The organism is Neobacillus sp. (genome assembly GCF_031988165.1).
In the GTDB taxonomy this organism is placed as follows: Bacteria; Bacillota; Bacilli; order Bacillales; family Cytobacillaceae; genus Neobacillus; species Neobacillus rhizosphaerae.
In genome coordinates, this window is sequence record NZ_DALZYO010000040.1 from 23,075 (window position 1) to 45,439 (window position 22,365).

At 40.2% G+C, this 22,365-nt stretch carries 19 protein-coding genes; all 19 read left to right on the top strand.

Annotated features, from left to right (window positions below; genetic code table 11):
• Positions 1-42 precede the first annotated feature (42 nt).
• The 19 genes from pth to hslO all read left to right on the top strand — a co-directional run bounded on the left by pth (position 43) and on the right by hslO (position 22,131).
• On the top strand, positions 43-606 hold the full coding sequence (gene pth, locus RTR43_RS20590; protein ID WP_312474658.1) for an aminoacyl-tRNA hydrolase: 564 nt from the start codon (positions 43-45) through the stop codon (positions 604-606).
• 149 nt (positions 607-755) lie between these two features.
• Positions 756-986 (top strand): anti-sigma-F factor Fin, encoded by a 231-nt coding sequence (gene fin / locus RTR43_RS20595; RefSeq protein WP_248737366.1) that lies wholly within the window; start codon positions 756-758, stop codon positions 984-986.
• A 277-nt stretch (positions 987-1,263) separates the two neighbouring features.
• Complete coding sequence (mfd, locus tag RTR43_RS20600; RefSeq protein ID WP_312474590.1) at positions 1,264-4,806, top strand: transcription-repair coupling factor; 3,543 nt, start codon at positions 1,264-1,266, stop codon at positions 4,804-4,806.
• A gap of 223 nt (positions 4,807-5,029) precedes the next feature.
• Positions 5,030-5,566 carry a stage V sporulation protein T gene (spoVT, locus tag RTR43_RS20605; RefSeq protein WP_312474592.1) on the top strand — a complete coding sequence of 179 codons (537 nt, stop codon included), beginning with the start codon at positions 5,030-5,032 and terminating at the stop codon, positions 5,564-5,566.
• A gap of 142 nt (positions 5,567-5,708) precedes the next feature.
• A complete protein-coding gene (locus RTR43_RS20610) occupies positions 5,709-7,340 on the top strand; it encodes a putative polysaccharide biosynthesis protein (RefSeq protein ID WP_312474595.1) in 1,632 nt (543 codons plus the stop codon).
• 3 nt (positions 7,341-7,343) lie between these two features.
• Positions 7,344-8,813 (top strand): bifunctional methyltransferase/pyrophosphohydrolase YabN, encoded by a 1,470-nt coding sequence (gene yabN, locus RTR43_RS20615; protein WP_312474597.1) that lies wholly within the window; start codon positions 7,344-7,346, stop codon positions 8,811-8,813.
• A gap of 18 nt (positions 8,814-8,831) precedes the next feature.
• Positions 8,832-9,110 carry an RNA-binding S4 domain-containing protein gene (locus RTR43_RS20620; RefSeq protein ID WP_248737369.1) on the top strand — a complete coding sequence of 93 codons (279 nt, stop codon included), beginning with the start codon at positions 8,832-8,834 and terminating at the stop codon, positions 9,108-9,110.
• Between the two features lie 180 nt (positions 9,111-9,290).
• Positions 9,291-9,593: a sporulation protein YabP gene (gene yabP / locus RTR43_RS20625; RefSeq protein WP_248737370.1), complete on the top strand. Its 303-nt coding sequence runs from the start codon at positions 9,291-9,293 to the stop codon at positions 9,591-9,593.
• Positions 9,590-10,222, top strand: a complete 633-nt coding sequence (yabQ, locus tag RTR43_RS20630; RefSeq protein WP_312474603.1) for a spore cortex biosynthesis protein YabQ — start codon at positions 9,590-9,592, stop codon at positions 10,220-10,222. The genes yabP and yabQ overlap by 4 nt, the downstream gene beginning before the upstream one ends.
• Before the next feature lie 15 nt (positions 10,223-10,237).
• Positions 10,238-10,621: an FtsB family cell division protein gene (locus RTR43_RS20635; protein WP_312474606.1), complete on the top strand. Its 384-nt coding sequence runs from the start codon at positions 10,238-10,240 to the stop codon at positions 10,619-10,621.
• A 95-nt stretch (positions 10,622-10,716) separates the two neighbouring features.
• Entirely contained in the window at positions 10,717-11,154 is a 438-nt protein-coding gene (locus tag RTR43_RS20640) for a S1 domain-containing RNA-binding protein (protein ID WP_248737373.1), read from the top strand.
• 284 nt (positions 11,155-11,438) lie between these two features.
• On the top strand, positions 11,439-13,913 hold the full coding sequence (gene spoIIE, locus RTR43_RS20645) for a stage II sporulation protein E (protein WP_312474609.1): 2,475 nt from the start codon (positions 11,439-11,441) through the stop codon (positions 13,911-13,913).
• A gap of 93 nt (positions 13,914-14,006) precedes the next feature.
• On the top strand, positions 14,007-14,744 hold the full coding sequence (locus RTR43_RS20650) for a vWA domain-containing protein (RefSeq protein ID WP_312474612.1): 738 nt from the start codon (positions 14,007-14,009) through the stop codon (positions 14,742-14,744).
• Positions 14,713-15,723 carry a serine/threonine protein kinase gene (locus RTR43_RS20655; RefSeq protein ID WP_312474660.1) on the top strand — a complete coding sequence of 337 codons (1,011 nt, stop codon included), beginning with the start codon at positions 14,713-14,715 and terminating at the stop codon, positions 15,721-15,723. Before RTR43_RS20650 ends, RTR43_RS20655 begins: the two co-directional genes overlap by 32 nt.
• 232 nt (positions 15,724-15,955) lie before the next feature.
• The gene (tilS, locus tag RTR43_RS20660; RefSeq protein WP_312474615.1) at positions 15,956-17,341 is read left to right on the top strand and encodes a tRNA lysidine(34) synthetase TilS; all 1,386 of its coding nucleotides are present in this window, start codon (positions 15,956-15,958) and stop codon (positions 17,339-17,341) included.
• A gap of 25 nt (positions 17,342-17,366) precedes the next feature.
• Entirely contained in the window at positions 17,367-17,912 is a 546-nt protein-coding gene (gene hpt / locus RTR43_RS20665) for a hypoxanthine phosphoribosyltransferase (RefSeq protein ID WP_483870157.1), read from the top strand.
• 144 nt (positions 17,913-18,056) lie between these two features.
• Positions 18,057-20,015, top strand: coding sequence for an ATP-dependent zinc metalloprotease FtsH (ftsH, locus tag RTR43_RS20670; RefSeq protein ID WP_312474624.1), 1,959 nt, complete (start codon positions 18,057-18,059; stop codon positions 20,013-20,015).
• Positions 20,016-20,123: 108 nt separating this feature from the next.
• The gene (locus RTR43_RS20675) at positions 20,124-20,891 is read left to right on the top strand and encodes a type III pantothenate kinase (protein ID WP_312474627.1); all 768 of its coding nucleotides are present in this window, start codon (positions 20,124-20,126) and stop codon (positions 20,889-20,891) included.
• A 361-nt stretch (positions 20,892-21,252) separates the two neighbouring features.
• Positions 21,253-22,131 carry an Hsp33 family molecular chaperone HslO gene (gene hslO, locus RTR43_RS20680; protein ID WP_248737380.1) on the top strand — a complete coding sequence of 293 codons (879 nt, stop codon included), beginning with the start codon at positions 21,253-21,255 and terminating at the stop codon, positions 22,129-22,131.
• Positions 22,132-22,365 lie beyond the last annotated feature (234 nt).

The window sequence follows — 22,365 nt, forward strand, 5'->3', positions numbered from 1 at the left end:
AAAATCTTTAAGAGGTTGGCTGAACCGAAAGAGGTGGGGAATATGAAATTAATCGTTGGTTTAGGTAACCCTGGAAAGCAGTATGAACAAACAAGACACAATATTGGCTTTGAAGTCATTGATGCCTTATCAAGCCAATTGGCGATACCGCTCACCCAGTCCAAATTTAAAGGACTTTATGGGGTTGGTTTTTTTAAAGGGGAAAAGGTTTTGTTGTTGAAGCCACTTACTTACATGAATTTATCTGGGGAATCGATTAGAGCAGTCATGGATTATTATCAAATAGATCTTGAAGACTTACTCGTTATTTATGATGACCTTGATCTACCTGTCGGGAAGATCCGGCTTCGTCAAAAAGGAAGTCCAGGCGGACATAACGGGATTAAGTCGACAGTGGCTCATCTGGGCACCCAGCAATTTAACCGAATTAGGATAGGCATTGACCGCCCCGTAGCAGGGACCATAAGCGTACCTGATTATGTTCTCGGACGTTTTCGTAAGGATGAGATGGATTTCACTCTGGAGGCTGTAAGAAAGAGCGCTGAGGCATGCACAGCCTGGTTGGAAAAGCCATTCCTACAAGTAATGAATGAATACAATCAGTAATTGTTCATGATACTAGCATTTCTTTCATACAATAAAGCAAAACTGAAAATAGTAAGATTCAAGCTTATAGATAAGTGGTTAACCTAGTTGAATAAGTTCCTCCGGTAAGGTTCATACTAATAAGGAATCTTAGATTAGGGAGGGATTGCATGGCTATCCATTATCATTGTCACCATTGTGGTATAAAACTAGGTTCCATTGATAAAGCCTCGATACACTCAGAAACCCTTGGTCTTCATAAACTAACGGAACAAGAAAGACAGGAAATGGTTGTGTATGACTCAACCGGAGATATTCACATCACGGCCATTTGTGAAGACTGTCAGGAGGCTTTAGAACGGAGTCCTGATTACCATCAATATGATTTCATTATTCATTAACAAGCTATATGGAAAAGGGCGGAGCGCCGCAATAACGAATCATTTTATTTAATCTGAGCGAAAAATTAACATTTTTACTTAGAATAAGTAAAGTTCAGCTCTGCTCACACCGCCTTTAATATGTTAGGTTCGTTCTTTCAATAAGTTGAATTTCCATAATAGATGGTGACGTGTACGCCATTTACGTTTTGGATTAAACTCCAAAGCGTTTTTCTATTTATTATTTTCTACAATAACAATGCTATTATTATGAAATTTGAGAAAGGAGGAGAAACTCTTGGACGGATTAAAGTCCTTATTCCTTCAGCAGGAAGATGTCCACTCTGTTATTTCAGGAGTGGAGGAAGGGTTGAAGGAACAGTTGATTGCAGGCTTATCTGGCTCGTCTAGAACGGTGCTAACCGCTTCCATTTACGAACAGATACAACGGCCCATCATACTGGTAACCCATAATCTATTACAAGCACAAAAACTTTATGATGATATTGTTAATCTATTAAGTGAGAAAGAAGTTTTTCTTTTCCCGGCAAATGAATTAATTGCTGCTGAGCTAAGTATTGCCAGTCCTGAACTAAAGGCTCAAAGAATAGAAGCATTAAACCACTGGAGTAAGCAAACCCTTGGTGTTTTAATTGTTCCGATTGCAGGGTTAAAGAAAATCATTCCTCCCAAGGCATTATGGAAACAATATCAGCTGTCAATAAAATTAAGGGAAGAAATAGATAGTGATAAGCTATTACCTACGTTTGTCAAAATGGGATATGTACGGGCAGAAATGGTTTCAACTCCAGGGGAATTCAGCGTCAGGGGCGGAATTATCGACATTTACCCTCTTACGGAAGCAAACCCGCTGAGAATTGAATTGTTTGACACGGAAGTTGAATCCATCCGTTATTTCTCTCTTGAAGACCAGAGATCCAAAGAAAAGGTTAACGAGATTTTGATTGGACCAGCAACAGAAATCCTGCTAGAAGAGGAGGATTATAGCCAGATTATTGGCAAGATTGAAGACGGCTTAGCTTATAGTCTTAGCAAACTTAAAAACGATAAAGATAAAATGCTGCTGACGCAAAATATCGCTCAAGAACTTGAACAGTTAAAAAACGGTCAAAAGCCTGATCAAGTATATAAATACTTATCACTAGCCTACGACCGGCCTACTAGTTTGCTAGACTACCTTCCTAAGAATGGACTCGTGTTTATTGATGAAATTAGCAGGGTACAAGAGATGAATGATTCCCTCATTAAAGAGGAGGCAGAATGGTATACCGGTTTACTTGCAGAAGGTAAGATCATCCATGATTTACACATTTCTCATGACTTGCCTGCGCTTTTGCAAAAAAAGGAATTCCCGACCCTTTATATGTCCTTGTTTTTACGGCATGTCGCCAATACAAGTCCGCAAAATATTATCAATATTTCCTGTAAACAAATGCAAAACTTCCATGGACAAATGCATGTATTAAAAGCGGAAATCGACAGGTGGAAAAAAGGTAATTATTCTATTTTATTTTTAGGAGCAGATGGAGAGCGGGTTAAAAAGCTCGAGCGCGTCCTCGAGGATTATGAGATTGATGGCAGTATTATTAAGGAAAATCAGCAGCTTTTACCAGGTAAAGTACAAATTATGAAGGGCAGTCTGCATTCGGGCTTTGAACTTTCCATCCAGAAAATAGCGGTTATCACCGAGGAAGAATTATTTAATAAACGTGTGAAAAAGTCTGCTAACCGGCAAAAGCTTTCCAATGCGGAACGAATAAAGAGTTATTCTGAGCTTAAAATTGGCGATTATGTGGTTCATGTCAATCATGGGATTGGTAAGTATTTAGGAATCGAAACGCTTGTTATTAATCGAATTCATAAAGATTATCTTCATATCCGTTATCAGGGGACAGATAAACTGTATGTGCCTGTTGAACAAATTGACCTTGTTCAGAAATATGTTGGTTCGGAAGGAAAAGAGCCAAAGGTGTATAAGCTCGGAGGCACCGATTGGAAAAAGGTAAAGAAGAAGGTTGAATCCTCGGTTCAAGATATTGCTGACGATTTAATTAAGTTATATGCAGAACGAGAAGCAGCTGTAGGCTACCCTTATTCGCCAGACGGGGATATGCAAAGGGAGTTTGAAACCTCGTTCGCCTACCAAGAGACAGTGGATCAGCTTCGTTCGATTCATGAAATTAAAAAGGATATGGAAAGACCACGTCCGATGGACCGCCTATTGTGCGGGGATGTTGGTTACGGAAAAACAGAGGTAGCAATTAGGGCTGCCTTCAAAGCGATTGCTGACGGAAAGCAGGTAGCATTCCTTGTGCCGACCACGATTTTGGCACAGCAGCATTTCGAAACATTAAGGGAACGATTCCAGGATTATCCAATTAATATTGGCCTATTAAGCCGCTTCCGTTCCAAAAAGCAACAGACAGAAACAATGAAGGGCTTAAAGGCAGGGTCAGTCGATATTGTGGTCGGCACCCATCGCCTGCTTTCAAAGGATATTGTTTACCGTGATTTAGGGCTGTTAATTATTGACGAAGAGCAAAGATTTGGTGTTACTCACAAGGAGAAAATAAAGAAGTTAAAAACCAATGTCGATGTGTTAACATTGACGGCAACACCGATTCCAAGAACACTTCATATGTCGATGCTCGGTGTTAGAGATTTATCGGTCATTGAAACGCCACCGGAAAATCGCTTTCCTGTACAGACCTATGTAATGGAGTACAATGGATCACTGGTGCGGGAGGCAATCGAACGGGAACTTGCCCGTGACGGACAAGTCTACTTTTTATATAACAGGGTAGAAGATATTGAACGGAAGGCAGAGGAAATTTCCATGCTTGTCCCTGACGCCCGTGTGACGTGCGCCCACGGGCAGATGTCGGAAAATGAATTAGAATCGGTCATGATAAGTTTCTTGGCTGGCGAATTTGATGTCCTCGTGAGTACGACCATTATTGAAACAGGGGTTGATATTCCGAATGTCAATACCTTGATTGTGTTTGATGCGGACCGAATGGGACTTTCTCAGCTTTATCAGCTCCGCGGGCGCGTTGGTAGGTCCAATCGTGTAGCCTACGCCTATTTCACGTACCGCAAGGATAAAGTGTTAACCGAAGTCGCTGAAAAACGCCTCCAGGCCATTAAAGAGTTCACGGAATTAGGATCGGGCTTTAAGATTGCAATGCGTGATTTATCGATAAGGGGTGCAGGTAACTTATTAGGAGCCCAGCAGCACGGGTTTATTGATTCCGTCGGCTTTGACCTTTATTCACAAATGCTGAAGGAAGCGATTGAAGAACGCAAAGGAAAGCTGGGAGCTGAAACTGAAATAAAAAAATCAGTTGAAATTGATCTTGAGATTGATGCTTATATTCCGGATACATACATAAAGGATGGGCATCAGAAGATTGAGATGTATAAACGGTTCAGGGGTTTATTGTCATTGGAGGATATTGAAGAGCTGCAAACGGAAATGCTTGAACGTTTTGGTGAATATCCGGATGAGGTTTCTTACTTATTCCAAATTGCTGAAATGAAGGTTTATGCCTTAAAAAATGGTGTTGATCAGATTAAACAAGTCAAGCAGGAGGTAACCATTTTAGTTGGTGACGAGGTTACAAAAACGATAGACGGAAGTAAAATCTTCCATATTGGCGGTCAATTTGGGAGAAATGTTAACCCTGGAATGGAAGGCTCTAGGCTAAAAATAGTCATTGGTATTAAGGAGTATAGGACTACACAATGGCTCCATGTGGCCCTTGAAATGATTAAAGGAATCCCTTTAGCTAAGAGAGGGCAGGAAAATCCTGTGAATTAGAAACATAAAAGCGAAAATAAGATGTTATTTTTCTACAATAATGCCGCTTCCGCTGTGAGCGTCCGCCTTTCTTTTTCTCAATATTTGTGAAAAAATATTCCGATTGTGTATAGAACTTTCCAGATGAAAGATACTAAGTTCAAAGTTGGTGATGAATTCAATAAAAGGAAGGATTATCATTACCAAGTTGAAAAATCATCAGATGAAAGTGAGGCAACATTGGATGAAAGCAACTGGAATAGTTCGTCGAATTGATGATTTGGGTCGTGTTGTCATTCCCAAAGAAATACGCAGAACACTGCGTATTCGCGAAGGGGACCCGTTAGAGATTTTTGTCGATCGTGACGGGGAAGTCATTTTAAAGAAGTATTCACCAATCAGCGAATTAGGTGATTTTGCCAAAGAATATGCAGAAGCCCTATTTGACAGCCTCGGTAATCCTGTTTTAATCTGTGATCGAGATACGTATATTGCCCTTGCCGGCAGTTCTAAAAAAGATTATTTAAATAAAAATATCAGTGATTTAGTTGAAAAGTCAATGGAGGAACGTAACTCGGTTCTTCATACCCAGCAAGGAGATATAGCTTTAGTTGATGGAAACGAGGAAGCGATATCTTCCTATACCATTGGGCCAATTATTGCAAATGGGGACCCAATTGGTGCAGTTATTATTTTCTCTAAAGAAGGAACATTAGGCGAAGTAGAACAAAAAGCTGTGGAAACAGCTGCAGGGTTCTTAGCGAGACAGATGGAGTCCTAGTACATCGAACTTATCTATCGAAAAAAGGCAGCGTATGCTGTCTTTTTTACTTTTTTATACATTAATAACTGTCTTGCTTCGTCGGTTCCGCTTTTCTATGTGCTATAATAACTGTCGAGTTTATATTTTAGTGGGTGAAGTAATGAATTCAATGAATTCCGTGAATCAATCGAAGGCACTGTTTAGAGGAGCTGCTATCCTAACCATTGCGGCGATAATTACAAAAATATTAAGTTCCTTTTACCGGATCCCTTTTCAAAACATCGTCGGGGATATTGGTTTTTATATCTATCAACAAGTATACCCGTTTTATGGGATGGCGATGATCCTGTCGACGACAGGCTTCCCGGTTGTGATTTCGAAGCTATATGCGGAGCAAAGGGAAAAAGGGGACGATGGAAAACCCCGTCTGCTTCTCCTCGTATCCTTTGTTTATTTACAGATAGTTGGCTTCCTTTGTTTTCTTATTCTTTATACCGGGTCCGATCAAATTGCACGTTGGATGAACGACCCGCATCTATCGATATTATTAAGAGTTGTCTCGATTGTGTTTTTGACTTTTCCGATTGTTTCGCTCTTAAGAGGATATTATCAAGGTATTGGCGACATGGTCCCAACTGCTTTATCACAAGTTGGAGAACAAACGATCCGTGTCTTGACGATTATCTTTTTATCTTATTTGTTCATGCAAAAAGGGTATTCCCTCTATCTGGTCGGCGGCGGGGCAATGTTTGGCTCTATTACAGGAAGTATAATCTCCGGCCTTATTTTGTTTATGTTTTTATGGATACGTAAAGAATGGAAAGTAATCGCCCCAAGGCGGGGAATGTTTCAAAATTACTCTTTGGAAGCCATTCGGATTGTTAAGCTACTCTCTTTTCAAGGGCTGATGATTTGTCTAAGCGGAATGCTGATTATATTTATGCAATTAGCGGATTCTCTAAATTTATATGCCTTATTGGTATCAAGCGGTATGGAACAAGATATTGCCAAAAGCTTAAAGGGAGTCTTTGACCGCGGTCAGCCCCTAATTCAATTGGGGACAGTCGCTGCTACCTCCATGTCGTTAACACTTGTCCCGCTCATTAGCCGCGCTCGATTAGCGGCAACACCAGAATTCTTAAATCACAAAGTTCAAGTGGCCGTTAAGGTAAGCGTGGTCATTGGACTGGGTGCGTCTGCAGGCTTGTGGGCTATTATCGGGCCTACCAATACCATGCTGTTTGAGAATGCAAATGGCTCATCGGTATTAGGAGTTCTTAGTTTTGTTATTCTATTTACTTCGATAATTTCAACCATCATCGCCATAATGCAGGGACTTGGTAGTCTGTTTTTTCCTGCATTAGCAGTGGTGGTGTCATTCCCGATTAAATATTTGTTAAATATTGTGTTCATCCCATTATTAGGAACAATGGGGGCCGCTGTTTCTACCCTGCTGGCATTGGGGCTGGTAACAATCCTCCTATGTATTAAATTTAAAAAGATGATGCCAGTTCGGCTGTTAAAGATTCGTTTTTTATGGATATTATTAACGGCGGCAATAACGATGGTTCTATTTTTAAAAGGCTATCTATTATTGACTAATTATTTTATTGACATGCTTGGGTCAGAGCGGTTAGGGGCTGCCTTGCAATCCTTAAGTGCTGCTTCACTCGGAGGTGTGCTATTTTTAGTCATCATCATTAGAGGAAACGTGTTTCTAGAGGAAGAACTAAGTTTATTCCCATTTGGAAGCAAACTAATACATTTACTACCGCGAAAGGACAGGAATTAACCAATGGTCAAAAAAATTGAAATTGTTGGGTTAGGAGCAGGCGACCTTGAGCAACTGCCGGTTGGAGTTTATAAGAAATTACTTCAAGCACGTCTGCTTTTTTTAAGGACAAAAGAACATCCAGTCATTCCTGAACTGGAAAAAGAAGGATTGAACTATATCTCCTTTGACAGTATCTATGAAAAATACGATCAGTTTGAGCAAGTATATGAGGAAATCGCTAGGACGTTATTGACAAGGGCACAAACTGAACCTGTTATTTATGCTGTTCCGGGACATCCGCTCGTTGCCGAGCGGACCGTACAGCTTCTTTTGGAATATGGTCCGAAGGAAGAAATTGAAATCATCATTGGCGGCGGTCAGAGCTTCCTGGATCCTCTTTTTGCTTCATTAAAAATCGATCCTGTGGAAGGGTTTCAACTGCTCGATGGCACAGCACTATCAGCCTCCAAGCTGCAAGTAGACCAGCATATAATTATTAGCCAGGTATACGACCAATTCGTAGCCTCGAATGTAAAGCTAACCTTAATGGAAAAACTGCCAGATGATTATCAGGTGTATATCGTCACGGCTGCGGGAAGTAAACAAGAGCACATCGAAAAATTGCCTTTGTTTGAGCTGGACCGCAATGTTTCAATCAATAACCTCACATCGGTTTATGTCCCGCCAGTGACAGAAGAACAAATTTTATTGAAAAATTTCTCTAAGCTACGCACGATTATTGCCGAATTAAGAGGTCCAAACGGCTGCCCGTGGGATAAGGAGCAAACCCACGAGTCGTTAAAAAGGTACTTAATTGAAGAAACCTATGAAGTCATTGACGCGATTGATAATGAAGATATTGATCACTTAATCGAAGAGCTTGGAGATGTCTTGCTCCAGGTCATACTTCATGCGCAAATTGGCGAGGATGAAGGGTATTTTTCCATTGATGATGTCATCGAAGGATTGTCAGCCAAAATGATTCGCAGGCATCCGCATGTATTTGGAAATGCTCATGCGGCCAATAGCGAAGAAGTCTTGATAAACTGGCAGGAAATTAAGAAACAGGAAAAGGCTGCTGAAGCATCGTCCTCTTTACTTGAGGGAGTGTCAAAATCGTTACCGAATTTGTTAAGGGCCTATGAATTACAAAAGAAAGCGGCAAAGGTTGGCTTTGACTGGCAGGAGATTACCCCTGCATTGACGAAAGTGAAGGAAGAGCTAGATGAATTTGTCGATGAATTGGATGGAACTACAGAGGGCTTCATGCGTGCTAAAAAAGAATTTGGTGATTTATTATTTGCCTTTGTCAATGTGGCGAGATTCTTGAAGATTCATCCGGAAGAAGCGCTCTATGAAACAAATGAAAAATTCACACGGCGGTTTCAATATATCGAGGATAAGGTGAAGGCAAGCGGCAGGCAGTTTGAAGACTATACGCTGGAAGAACTCGATAAGTACTGGGACGAGGCAAAATTAACAGGACTATAGAAAAGAGGGGAATTTCTTATGCGTTTAGATAAATTTCTAAAGGTTTCAAGATTAATTAAGCGGAGAACACTAGCCAAAGAAGTATCAGATCAGGGCAGGATTGAAATTAATGGAAAAGAGGCAAAGGCCAGTTCGACTGTAAAAGTGGGCGATGAATTAACAATTCGACTCGGGCAAAGAAAGGTGACCGCAAGAATTGACCGGATTCAAGAAATGTCTCGTAAAGAGGAAGCGGCAGAGATGTATACCATTTTGAAGGAAGAGAGACTTGGTTCAGTGGAAAACCCAACAGACTAAACGGAGTCTGTGTCTAGCTTCAGCGCCTGAGCACTAAGGAAAGCTCCATAGATTAATCCTTGCAGGAACAAGCTGTGCTTGTTCCGAAGGCGCTTGCGCTTTTCGCTTTTTGTTCTATTTCAGACGTCTTTCACATACATTTTACAAAAAGGTTGTACAAATGATTGTGAGGGATGAAGGATGAGCCACTACTATGAGAACAATCCACCGAAAAGCAGTGTTCCAGATCATGATGTCATCATGAGAGGAAGAAAGCTACTTGATATTACCGGGGTGAAGCAAGTAGAAAGCTTTGATAATGAGGAATTCTTATTGGAAACTTCGATGGGATTTTTGGCAATCAAAGGACAAAATCTGCAAATGAAGAATCTAGATGTTGAAAAAGGCATCGTTTCCATCAAGGGTAAGATTTTCGATTTAGTCTACTTAGATGAGCAGCATGGGGAGAAAGCTAAAGGCTTCTTTAGCAAGTTATTCCGATGACCCTATCGACGCAATTTCTTACCATGCTTTCTATGATAGGAATGGGGTCATTGTTTGGCGTCATGTTTGATACGTATCAACGTTTTTTAAATCGGCCGAAACGAAAAATGTGGATTGTCTTCCTAAATGATTTGTTATTTTGGATCATCCAAGCTTTGCTAATTTTTTACACCTTATATACGGTTAATAATGGGGAATTGAGATTTTATATCTTTATCGCGCTTATTTGCGGGTTTGCAGCCTATCAGAGCTTGTTAAAAGGGATCTATCAGAGTTTGCTTGATATGGTAATTAATACGATAATTTCCATTTCGAGATTTATGAAGAAAACCTTTCATCTCCTGGTTTATAAACCCGTACGTGGTCTTATTCATCTAGTGATAGCCATCATTCTTGTACTTGGCAGGGGACTTAAGACCCTTGTCAACTTTGCTTTAAAGGTTTTATTCTTTATACTAAAAGTATTTTTAATACCATTGCAAAAAATATTATTAATTTTATGGAAACTTTTGCCGAAAGGTCTTAAAAAAACCGTCGAGAAGTTATATAATAGAGCAGCAGGAAATTTTAAGAAAATCAGGAATTATATTAGTAAGTTAATTGATAGATGGAAAAAGAGAAAAGAGTGAGGAGGTTAACGGGAATTGGGAGCGGAACGAAAAAAAAATGTGTCAAAAATCCAGACAAGTTATGTCGAGCAGCAGGAATATGCGGAAATAGCATCAGCTAGAAAAAGGAAATTATTAATAAGGCGGCTCTCGCTATTTTTGGTATTTGCGAGCTTACTATCGTATCTGATGATTTCCAGTTATCTTTCCCAAACCACCAAACTTGATGCAAAAATTGCGCAAAAGAAGCAGCTTGCTGGAGAACTGACGGAACTAAAAAAGCAGCAGGATATTCTGAAAGAGGATATAATAAAGTTAAATGATGATGATTACATTGCCAAATTGGCCAGAAAAGAGTACTTTTTCTCAGAAAAAAATGAAATTATCTTTAATATCCCTAAAGAAAAGAAGGAAAAATGAACCAATGAGGCGTCTTATTGACACTGAATTTTTACTTTCTGTATAATATATAGTAAGATTGATTTTTTATCATTTTAAGGAGGAACATTCTTTTTATGTCAATTGAAGTAGGCAGCAAGTTACAAGGAAAGGTAACAGGGATTACAAATTTCGGAGCGTTTGTGGAGTTGCCTGATGGCTCAACAGGACTCGTACACATCAGTGAGGTTGCTGATAACTATGTAAAAGATATCAACGACCATCTTAAAGTTGGCGATCAAGTTGAGGTAAAAGTCATCAATGTTGAGAAAGATGGGAAAATAGGCCTATCGATTAAAAAGGCAAAGGATCGACCAGAGCCAGAAAGAAAACAACATTCGCACTCACACTCGCAACGACCTCGTCAAGGCAGAGCAAACGATCGTAATAATGCAAGACCAGAAAATTTTGAAACAAAAATGGCAAAATTCCTAAAAGATAGTGAGGATCGTTTATCTTCCTTAAAGCGTCATACGGAGTCCAAGCGCGGAGGAAGAGGAGCTAGACGGGGTTAACTTGCTGCTCGCTTTTAATCGGATAAGGCAGGTTTCACTTAATATCTTATAAACAAAGGCAGGTCTATATGACCTGCCTTTTTTGTTTTATATGGAAAAAGGGGCGGAGCGCCGTAAAAATGAATCACCCTATTACGACAGGAGTCAAGATAGGTAATGTTATTTGAATGATTATAGTGAAAACCGTCGAACGATTTATTTATCTTGTTCACTGATTTGACAAACTTTTAATTCTATTAATTCTATAATAGTGGGCAACGATGAAAGAATAGGGAGTGTGATTTATGGAAAAGGTAAACGCAAGTTTCATAGAACCGGTCGGAGAAGTCAGCCTTCGTTCATCAAAATGGAATTTGGAGAGTGGGCTGAGGAAGTTTTACCAAATGCTCGAATCCTTTTTTATAAAAAAGGGTTACCTCTTATTATTGGTGGGCTTTTTGCTTGGGCGAGCCTTAATTTTAGCGAAGCTTACCCCGTTTTGTCTCCCGTTTTTCGCCTCCGTTTATATTATAAAACGTGACCGGGCACCGCTTGCTCTAATCGGACTCATTGTCGGTGCTGCAACCTTGTCAATCGCAAATGCAACTTTTACTTTCATAGTCACTATCTTCTTCTTAGTTATTTTTCGAATCAGTCAAAAGTGGCTGACAAATGAATTGAGAGCCTTGCCTTTTTATGTCGGCATTATTTTGGGAATTGGAAAATTGGGCGAATCATTCATCCTATCACAGCAATTGACGATGTATGATTTAATGATGATCGGTGTACAAGCAAGTCTGGCTTTTATATTGACACTCATTTTTTTGCAAAGCATTCCATTATTAACCTTGAATAAAAGGAGGCAGTTGTTAAAAACAGAAGAAATCGTCTGCTTAATTATCATGCTTGCCTCGATTATGACAGGAACGATTGGCTGGAAGATTTATGATTTGTCGCTTGAACATATCATGTCCCGCTATCTAGTATTGGTATTTTCATTTATTGCCGGTGCAACGGTTGGTTCAACAGTAGGTGTAGTGACCGGGCTAATATTTAGTTTGGCCAGTGTTTCGAGCTTTTCTCACATGAGCTTATTAGCTTTTTCGGGTGTTCTCGGCGGTTTACTAAAGGAAGGGAAAAAAATCGGCGTTTCGATTGGACTATTCATTGCCACCCTTCTCATCGGCATGTATGGCGAAGGCGGCGGCTCCTTATTACTGACGGTGTTAGAAACAACGGCTGCAGTATTTTTATTTCTGCTTACACCACAAACGTTTACTTCCAGATTAGCAAAATATATTCCAGGTACACCGGAATACACGGCCGAGCAGCAAAAATATATGAGGAAAATGCGTGATGTAACAGCACAACGGGTGTCACAATTTTCAAATGTGTTCCATGCCCTTTCAAAAAGTTTTACCCAAATGGAAGTACTTCCGGACGAAGAGAAAGACCATCGGGAAATGGATCTCTTTATGAGCAATGTAACGGAAAAGACATGTCAAACATGCTTCAAAAATGAACAATGTTGGGCAAAGAATTTTAATACAACCTATGCCTATATGGAAGAAATTATTCATGAAATGGATCAAAATGATGGGAATGTTTCTCCAAAGCTTGCAAGAGAATGGGATAAGCTCTGTACCCGTTCTAAAAAAGTATATAAGACGATTGGCCAGGAATTAACCTTTTTTCAAGCCAATCAAAAATTAAAGAAACAGGTTCAGGAGAGCCGCAGGCTGGTTGCTGAACAATTATTAGGTGTTTCTGAAGTTATGGAAAATTTCGCAAAGGAGATTCAGCGCGAAAGGGAAAATCATCACAAGCAGGAAGAACAAATTATGGAAGCGCTTCAGGGCTTTGGGATTCATATTGAACAGGTAGAAATTTATAGTTTGGACCAAGGGAATGTGGATATCGAAATGTCCATTCCATTTTGTAATGGGTATGGAGAGTGTGAGAAATTAATTGCACCTTGTGTTTCGGATATACTGGGAGAAACAATCGTCGTTAATAAGGAGGAATGTGCTACCTATCCTAATGGGTTTTGTCATGTGACATTCAGGTCGTCAAAGGCCTTTACTGTGGAAACAGGGGTGGCACATGCTGCCAAGGATGGTGGGTTAGTATCTGGTGACAGCTTTTCAACCATAGAGCTCGGTTTAGGCAAGTATGCGATAGCGATTAGTGATGGCATGGGAAATGGTGAAAGAGCCCATTATGAGAGTAAAGAAACACTGCAGCTGCTACAAAAAATATTACAATCAGGAATTGAAGAGAAGGTGGCGATAAAATCAATTAATTCCATCCTTTCATTACGGACAACAGATGAAATTTTTTCTACCCTGGATTTAGCGATGATTGACTTGAAAAATGCCTCAGCAAAATTTTTGAAAATTGGTTCGACACCAAGTTTTATTAAAAGAGGCAAAAAAATTATTAAAATCCAGGCTAGTAATCTGCCGATGGGCATTCTCCAAGAGTTGGAAGTCGATGTCGTCAGTGAGCAATTAAAAGCTGGTGATTTGTTAGTCATGATGAGCGATGGTGTGTTTGAGGGGCCAAAGCATGTGGAAAATTCCGATTTATGGATGAAACGAAAACTGCTGGAATTAGAAACAGACGATCCACAGGCGATAGCCGATTTAATTTTAGAGGAGGTTATTCGTTCTAAGGCGGATATTATTGATGATGATATGACCGTTACGGTGGCCAAAATAAAGCATAATACACCGAAATGGGCCAGCATTCCTGTCAGCAAATTAAAACGACAGGCTTAACCACTTATTTTAGGCAGACTTCTCGATAAATATGTATAAATCACCTTTATCCCGTCGAAAATGGTATCAATACGCTAAGTGGAGGGGAAGATTATGTATACAGGGAAGATTCGCCAAATCTTATTAATAACAGATGGTTGTTCAAATCAAGGAGACGATCCAATTGCCATGGCTGCCCTTGCGAAGGAGCAGGGAATTACGGTCAATGTCATTGGCGTCATGGAACAGGATGTGATTGATGAAAAGGGAATGACTGAAATTGAAGGAATTGCCTTATCAGGTGGAGGTGTCAGTCAGATAGTCTATGCCCAGCAGCTTTCACATACTGTGCAAATGGTAACCCGTAAAGCGATGAATCAAACGATTCAAGGTGTCGTGAATAGTCAATTGCAGCAAATACTGGGACGTTCGCAAACGATGGAGGACCTGCCGCCTGAAAAACGGGGTGAGGTCATGGAGGTCGTTGATGAATTAGGAGAAACTGTCGAATTAGAAGTGTTGATTCTTGTCGATACAAGCGCAAGTATGAAACATAAGCTTCCGACAGTAAAGGAAGCCCTTCTTGACCTATCGCTTAGCCTAAATGCCCGAACCGGTGAAAATCAATTTTCTGTTTATGTATTTCCCGGGAAAAAGAATGATGTCGAAAAATTGCTGGATTGGACACCAAAGCTACAATCTTTGACAAATGTCTTTTCCCAGCTGTCTATCGGAGGGATTACACCGACCGGTCCGGCATTACGGACAGCCTTATCTTCCTTCAATCAAAAACAATCATTAAGGAGCCTGCTTTCACGTGATGATGAATCATACTTTGAAGAGTCAATGTAAAGTAGGTCCCGGGACAATCATTTCAGGGAAATGGCATGCAAATAAATATACGGTTATCAAGGAACTTGGTTTTGGAGCAAACGGGGTGGTCTACCTTGCAAAGCACAAAAATACTCAAGTGGCTTTGAAAATGAGTGATAATGGGATGTCTATCACCTCTGAGGTAAATGTTTTAAAATCCTTTGCAAAGGTCCAGGGGTCTCCCCTCGGACCTTCTTTGCTTGATGTCGACGATTGGAAAAGTAATCGGGGAACTATTTCTTTTTATGTCATGGAATATATTCAAGGACCCGATTTCCTGTCTTTTTTACAGAAAAAGGGTAGATCATGGACGACAGTCTTATTTTTACAGTTGCTGAGCGATTTAGATAAACTCCATGAAAATGGCTGGGTATTTGGTGATTTAAAACCGGAGAACTTAATTGTTACAGGCCCTCCGCCTAAAATACGATGCATTGATGTGGGCGGTACAACGATTCAAGGCAGGGCTATTAAGGAATTCACTGAATTTTATGACCGAGGCTATTGGGGCTTAGGTTCCAGGAGAGCGGAGCCGTCTTATGATTTATTTGCAGCAGCAATGATTATGATCAGCACAGCTTATCCAAAAAGATTTACCAAAACAACAGGAGGTGTCTCACAGCTTAGAGAAGCGATTCAACAAAAATCAGAACTGCTAAGATTTGAAAAAGTAATATTAAAAGCGTTGCAGGGGCATTACACGAATGCAAAGCAAATGAGAGCAGATTTACTAGATCAAATGGTTGATAAAAGGATTTCAGACCCTCCATTACCACCAACCAAAGCGACAAGTCATGCATCCAGTCAAAATTCAGTAAAAAAAGCAAAGGCAAGTCAGCCAATGACAAGGCAAACCTATCGAAAGAAGAGAAAAAAGAGGGGCTGGAAGGAATTTTTACTGATAGCTGTCGTTCTTGGTATTTTATATGCCTGGTACACATTTAATAAATTACTTTAATGTGTGTAACTATTTATTACTTAGTTCGTATATAAAAGGAGATAATAATATACATGAAAAAATTTCTAATTCGATTGTAATGCCTAAGTTTTGATAGTTAATTATCGTTAGTGGTAAGCTAAATAGAAACAGAAACGCCTGTTTAGTGAAGTTCAATAACCACTAGTCGTTAATGTTGATCATTTTCAAAGAATAAACCAGAAAAATTTTGATTTAGAAAGAGTGCAATCATATGTTGGAATCCAAGGTTGAGGCATTACTTAACCGACACTCATTCGAGCTTAATAATAAGAAAATTGTTGTTGGTGTATCAGGTGGACCGGATTCTTTAGCTCTTCTCCACTACCTTCAAGGAATAAAGGATAAGCGGAACCTTTCTATTATTGTTGCCCATGTTGATCATATGTTTCGTGGTCAGGAGTCATACGAGGATGCCATGTTCGTCAAAAGGATGTGTGAACAATACGATATTCCTTTTGAAATGACAAGAGTAAACGTTACAGAATTAATGGGCATTACAGGAAAAAGTTCGCAAATCGCCGCAAGAGAAGTCCGATATCATTTTTACGCGGAAATAATGGAGAGATATGATTGCTCTTATTTAGCTCTTGGCCATCATGGAGATGATCAAGTTGAGACCATCCTGATGCGGTTAACAAGAGGAAGCAGTGGAAAGGCTAGAGCAGGAATTCCATTCTCACGACCTTTTAATCAAGGTACCCTATTTCGCCCCTTCTTAGGTTTAACGAAGGATGAGATTCAGCAGTATTGTCAAAACCACAGTCTGACTCCCAGGATAGACCCAAGCAATGAAAAGGGAATTTATAGTAGAAATCGAATTCGTAAACAAGTTCTTCCTTTTTTAAAGACAGAAAATCATCATGTTCACGAACATTTTCAGCGGTTCAGTGAAGAAATCCAATCCGATGAGCTATTTCTACTGGAATTAACTGAAAAGGAAATAAATCCAGTAATCACCGCCAAAGAAGAGGGCAAAATTACTATTGACATTAAAAGATTTCTTCGAGTGCCTTTACCTTTACAAAGGAGAGGGATTCAACTAATATTAAACTATCTTTACAATGAAAAACCAGCTTCACTTTCTGCTATACATATCGATCAAGTTTTTTTCTTAATCCATCATCAGGAGCCTTCAGGTAAACTTGATTTTCCTAATGGATTAAAAGTAATTCGCTCCTATTATCACCTATCTTTCCAGTTACAAGTAACTAAGGCTGAAGCCTATCTTTATGAAATAAAAGAGCCGGGGGAAATAGTGCTGCCAAATGGTGGGAGTATTCGTATCGATTATTCAGATGGAGAACTTCCTAAGACAAATCAATACACAGCCTTGTTTAAAGTTGAAAGTATTCACTTACCAATTGTAGTTCGAACAAGGAAAAAGGGCGATCGAATGACACTAAAAGGGATGCGAGGGTCGAAAAAGTTAAAGGATATTTTTATTGATCAGAAGGTTCCCATTCAAGACCGAGAAACATGGCCAGTCATAACGGATAAAGAAGATTGTATTATTTGGTTACCAGGTTTAAAAAAATCTTCTTTTGAAGGTATAGATTACACGGCAAAACGATATATACTACTCACATATGATAAGTAACAATCTTCTAGGGGGCGCATTTATGATGAAACAGGATATTGAAAAGGTGTTAGTATCAGAAGAGGAAATTCAAGAGAAGATAAAAGCGTTAGCGGCAGAGTTAACGGAAGAGTATAAAGACCGATACCCGCTGGCAATTGGTGTTTTAAAAGGTGCAATGCCTTTTATGGGTGATTTATTAAAACGAATGGATTGCTATCTTGAAATGGATTTTATGGATGTTTCAAGCTATGGTAATGCAATGGTATCATCTGGAGAAGTAAAAATCCTAAAGGATTTAGATACTTCTGTGGAAGGCAGGGATATTTTAATTATCGAGGATATCATCGATAGCGGCCTGACGCTCAGTTATTTGGTTGATTTATTCCGTTACCGGAAAGCAAAGTCTATCAAGATTGTCACTTTACTTGATAAACCTACGGGAAGAAAAAGTGCGATTAAAGCAGATTATGTTGGATTTATTGTTCCAGATGAGTTTGTTGTCGGTTATGGTTTGGATTACATCGAAAAATACCGAAACCTTCCATATATTGGTGTATTAAAACCAGAAGTATATAGCAATAAGCAATAGGTAATAGGTAATAAGTAATTGCCGGGTGGAAGTTCAAATAGTTTTGGAAATCTAGACCCATTTAATTGAGAGCAATTCCTTGAATTAGTAAGATTTTCTATGATACTATTTAAGATAGTTTTTACCCGCGGGAGGAGGTAAGAGATGAATCGGATTTTCCGTAATACCATCTTTTATTTATTGATATTTTTAGTCATTATTGGCGTAGTGAGCTTCTTTAATGGAAGCAATGAACCGACCGATCATATTTCATATGATAAGTTCGTTCAGCAATTAGATAGTGGTGAAGTAAAAACATTTTCGATGCAGCCTGAACGAGGGGTTTATGAAGTTCGTGGTGAGCTTCAAGCGAAAAATAAAAAGTTTATAACCTATATTCCTAACAGCGAAAAGATTTTGGATCGTATTGATAAGTCAGATTCAAAAGTGGAAGTGATGCCGGCAAAGGAAACTAGTGGCTGGGTTACCTTTTTTACATCAATTATTCCGTTCGTGATTATCTTTATTTTATTTTTCTTCTTATTAAACCAAGCTCAAGGCGGCGGCAGCCGTGTCATGAACTTTGGTAAATCGAAAGCAAAGCTATATAACGATGATAAGAAAAAGGTTCGTTTTAAAGACGTTGCAGGTGCAGATGAGGAAAAAGCTGAATTAGTTGAGGTCGTGGAGTTCCTTAAAGACCCACGTAAATTTGCTGAACTAGGAGCACGGATTCCAAAAGGTGTCCTTCTTGTCGGACCTCCAGGGACAGGTAAAACATTACTTGCCCGTGCGGTTGCCGGTGAGGCGGGTGTTCCGTTCTTCTCCATCAGTGGTTCTGACTTCGTTGAAATGTTTGTTGGGGTCGGAGCATCCCGTGTCCGTGATTTATTTGAAAATGCAAAGAAAAACGCGCCATGTATCATTTTTATCGATGAGATTGACGCTGTAGGGCGACAGCGTGGTGCAGGTTTGGGCGGCGGTCACGATGAGCGCGAACAAACCTTGAACCAATTGCTAGTTGAAATGGATGGATTCGGTGCAAACGAAGGGATTATTATTGTTGCGGCAACCAATCGTCCGGATATTCTCGACCCTGCACTTCTTCGTCCGGGACGTTTCGACCGTCAAATTACCGTTGACCGCCCAGATGTAACTGGACGTGAGGCAGTTCTTCGAGTCCATGCCCGTAATAAGCCATTAGATGAATCTGTAAATTTAAAAAATGTGGCTATGCGTACACCGGGCTTTTCCGGTGCAGACCTAGAAAACTTATTAAATGAAGCGGCCCTAGTGGCAGCCCGTCAAAATAAGAAGAAGGTCGATATGACTGATATTGATGAAGCAACCGACCGTGTTATTGCTGGACCAGCGAAAAAGAGCCGCGTCATTTCGGAAAAAGAGCGTAATATTGTTGCCTTTCATGAAGGCGGTCATACCGTTATTGGTTTGGTGCTCGATGAAGCCGATATGGTTCACAAGGTAACGATTGTACCGCGTGGTCAAGCCGGCGGCTATGCTGTGATGCTTCCGAGAGAAGATCGTTATTTTATGACCAAGCCGGAATTGCTTGATAAAATTGTTGGATTATTGGGCGGCCGTGTAGCTGAAGAAATTGTTTTTGGTGAAGTAAGTACTGGTGCCCATAATGACTTCCAGCGTGCGACAGGAATTGCTCGTAAGATGGTGACTGAATATGGCATGAGTGATAAGCTTGGTCCACTTCAGTTTGGTCAGGGATCAGGTGGTCAGGTTTTCCTTGGTCGTGATATTCATAATGAACAAAATTATTCAGATGCAATTGCTTATGAAATTGACCTTGAAATTCAACGCATTATCAAAGATTCTTATGAAAGAGCAAGACAGATTCTCACTGAAAATCGCACTAAATTAGATCTTATTGCGAAAACCCTTCTTGAAGTGGAAACTCTTAATGCTGAGCAAATAAGATATTTAGTTGATCATGGTCATATGCCGGATCCATCTATCAGCTTAGAAGCTGTGAAGATTGAACCAAAAAAGGCAGAAGATGTGAAAGTAAACATTGGTACGAAAAAGGAAGAGGTCGTAAAAGAGGAAAAATCCTTTTTGGAAACCCCTCCTGACGAAATTGATTATAAGTAATTTGTGATTGAGTGCTTCCCCTGAAGCACTCTTTTTTTCACGCCTATACGATTTATGGTATGATGTTGGCATGTTAAAAAAGAAAAATCCGAAAAGTGAGTGATAGATTTGATTTTCGTATTTGATGTGGGTAATACAAATATTGTTCTGGGCGTTTATGATGGGGATGAACTTAAATACCATTGGCGGGTTGAAACGAATCGAAACCGCACTGAAGATGAGTTTGGAATGAATATTAAGGCTTTGTTTGATCACTCCGGCCTCAATTTCTCCGATATTGACGGGATTATTATTTCATCAGTTGTTCCTCCAATCATGTTCGCACTAGAAAGAATGTGCCAAAAATATTTCCATGTTAAGCCGCTCATTGTTGGACCAGGAATAAAAACAGGCCTGAATATTAAATATGAAAACCCTAGGGAGGTTGGTGCTGACCGAATTGTCAATGCAGTTGCTGCCATTCATGAGTATGGAAGCCCCCTAATTATAGTCGATTTCGGAACAGCAACCACTTATTGTTATGTGAATGAGGAACGTCAATATTTAGGTGGTGCGATAGCTCCTGGTGTTGGTATCTCGACAGAGGCCCTTTATTCGAGAGCGGCCAAATTACCGCGAATTGAAATTACCCGCCCTGAAGGGGTAATTGGGAAAAATACAGTGGCAGCCATGCAAGCCGGTATTGTCTATGGGTATGTTGGACAAGTAGAGGGAATTGTCAAACGGATGATGGAGCAAAGCGATAAGAACCCAACCGTGATTGCGACGGGAGGGCTAGCCCCATTAATTGCTCAAGAATCGACGATCATTGATGTAGTTGACCCATTTTTAACTTTAAAAGGATTACAGCTTATCTATAAACGAAATATAGGATAACCTAGTAAGAAAAGCGGAAGCGCCCGATTAGCGGCGTATGGACTGGAGCGCTTTGACTGAGATAAATGTAAACTTGCCGACTGGCAAGCCGTTAGGCGAAGACAGAGGCTTAGTTGAATTTATGCGTTCAGAATTTAGGGAATAAATTCTGATTAGCTAAAGGAAACACGGAGAGCGAAGCGATCCGATGTTGACTTATCGTAGGGAGAAGCGCGAAGTACACTAGCCGCTGGGCGCTCCTCGAAAAAGCTAACGCTTTTCCTTCGTGCGAGGTATCGCTTCCGAAGCTTATTCTTATGGAGCTGGACAATTCTCGAAGTCAAAATTTATATTTCTTTGCTTTTTGGAAGGGGGTTTTACAATGAAGGATTATCTTGTTAAGGCACTAGCCTTTGATGGTAATATTCGAGCATACGCTGTTCGCACAACGGAAACAGTTAGTGAGGCGCAGCGCCGTCATCAAACATGGCGGACGGCTTCAGCCGCGCTTGGCCGCGCGATGACCGCAGGGGTCATGATGGGTGCCATGCTTAAGGGTGAAGATAAACTAACGATAAAAATCAATGGCGGCGGTCCGCTTGGTCCAATTGTGGTTGACAGTAATGCGAAAGGGGACGTTCGCGGCTATGTAACAAATCCTGAGGTTGATTTTGAATCAACCGAGCATGGTAAGCTCGACGTTCGCCGCGCTGTTGGAACGGACGGTATGTTAGCTGTCGTCAAGGATATAGGACTCCGCGACTTTTTTTCCGGTCAGGTTCCACTTGTATCAGGAGAATTAGGAGAGGACTTTACTTATTATTTTGCAACGTCTGAACAGGTACCTTCATCGGTTGGTGTTGGGGTTTTGGTTAATCCGGACGATACTATTTTAGCTGCAGGAGGATTTATTTTTCAATTGATGCCTGGAACTCCAGATCCAATTATTTCGAAACTAGAGGAACGGTTAAAAACGATTGAGCCTATTTCGAAATTAATTGAACGAGGGCTAGTACCTGAGCAAATCCTAGAAGAGCTTTTTGGAAAAGAGCAAGTGAAGGTGTTAGAAACTTTGCCGGTTCAATTCCAATGTAATTGTTCAAAGGACCGCTTCGCTAATGCTATTGCGAGCTTAGGGACTGCGGAAATAAATGCGATGATTGAAGAAGACGGCCAGGCTGAGGCTCATTGCCACTTCTGTAATGAAAAATACCTCTTTTCGAAGGAAGAATTAGAGGAGCTTAAAAAGGCTACCAAATAAGCTTTTATAGAAGATTAGAAAAGTTATTGTCTAGCTTCAGTGCCTAGCGGCTCGTGTACTTCACGCTTCTCCCTAAGATAAATGAACATTGGATTGCTATCGTTCTCCATGTTTTCTTTAGCTAATCAGAGTTTATTTCCTAAATTCTGAACGCATAATTCAACTTCGCCTCTGTCAGCGCCTTACTGCTTGCCAGTCGGCGAGTTTTCATTTATCTCAGTGGAAGCACTCCAG

What these genes read in the sequence shown, in the direction of transcription:
- tilS (WP_312474615.1), top strand. Translation starts at nt 15,956, where the DNA reads ATGTTGGAATCCAAGGTTGAGGCATTACTTAACCGACACTCATTCGAG.
- RTR43_RS20610 (WP_312474595.1), top strand. Translation starts at nt 5,709, where the DNA reads ATGAATTCAATGAATTCCGTGAATCAATCGAAGGCACTGTTTAGAGGA.
- fin (WP_248737366.1), top strand. Translation starts at nt 756, where the DNA reads ATGGCTATCCATTATCATTGTCACCATTGTGGTATAAAACTAGGTTCC.
- spoIIE (WP_312474609.1), top strand. Translation starts at nt 11,439, where the DNA reads ATGGAAAAGGTAAACGCAAGTTTCATAGAACCGGTCGGAGAAGTCAGC.
- ftsH (WP_312474624.1), top strand. Translation starts at nt 18,057, where the DNA reads ATGAATCGGATTTTCCGTAATACCATCTTTTATTTATTGATATTTTTA.
- RTR43_RS20640 (WP_248737373.1), top strand. Translation starts at nt 10,717, where the DNA reads ATGTCAATTGAAGTAGGCAGCAAGTTACAAGGAAAGGTAACAGGGATT.
- spoVT (WP_312474592.1), top strand. Translation starts at nt 5,030, where the DNA reads ATGAAAGCAACTGGAATAGTTCGTCGAATTGATGATTTGGGTCGTGTT.
- yabP (WP_248737370.1), top strand. Translation starts at nt 9,291, where the DNA reads ATGAGCCACTACTATGAGAACAATCCACCGAAAAGCAGTGTTCCAGAT.
- hslO (WP_248737380.1), top strand. Translation starts at nt 21,253, where the DNA reads ATGAAGGATTATCTTGTTAAGGCACTAGCCTTTGATGGTAATATTCGA.
- yabQ (WP_312474603.1), top strand. Translation starts at nt 9,590, where the DNA reads ATGACCCTATCGACGCAATTTCTTACCATGCTTTCTATGATAGGAATG.
- yabN (WP_312474597.1), top strand. Translation starts at nt 7,344, where the DNA reads ATGGTCAAAAAAATTGAAATTGTTGGGTTAGGAGCAGGCGACCTTGAG.
- RTR43_RS20650 (WP_312474612.1), top strand. Translation starts at nt 14,007, where the DNA reads ATGTATACAGGGAAGATTCGCCAAATCTTATTAATAACAGATGGTTGT.
- pth (WP_312474658.1), top strand. Translation starts at nt 43, where the DNA reads ATGAAATTAATCGTTGGTTTAGGTAACCCTGGAAAGCAGTATGAACAA.
- hpt (WP_483870157.1), top strand. Translation starts at nt 17,367, where the DNA reads ATGAAACAGGATATTGAAAAGGTGTTAGTATCAGAAGAGGAAATTCAA.
- RTR43_RS20655 (WP_312474660.1), top strand. Translation starts at nt 14,713, where the DNA reads ATGATGAATCATACTTTGAAGAGTCAATGTAAAGTAGGTCCCGGGACA.
- RTR43_RS20620 (WP_248737369.1), top strand. Translation starts at nt 8,832, where the DNA reads ATGCGTTTAGATAAATTTCTAAAGGTTTCAAGATTAATTAAGCGGAGA.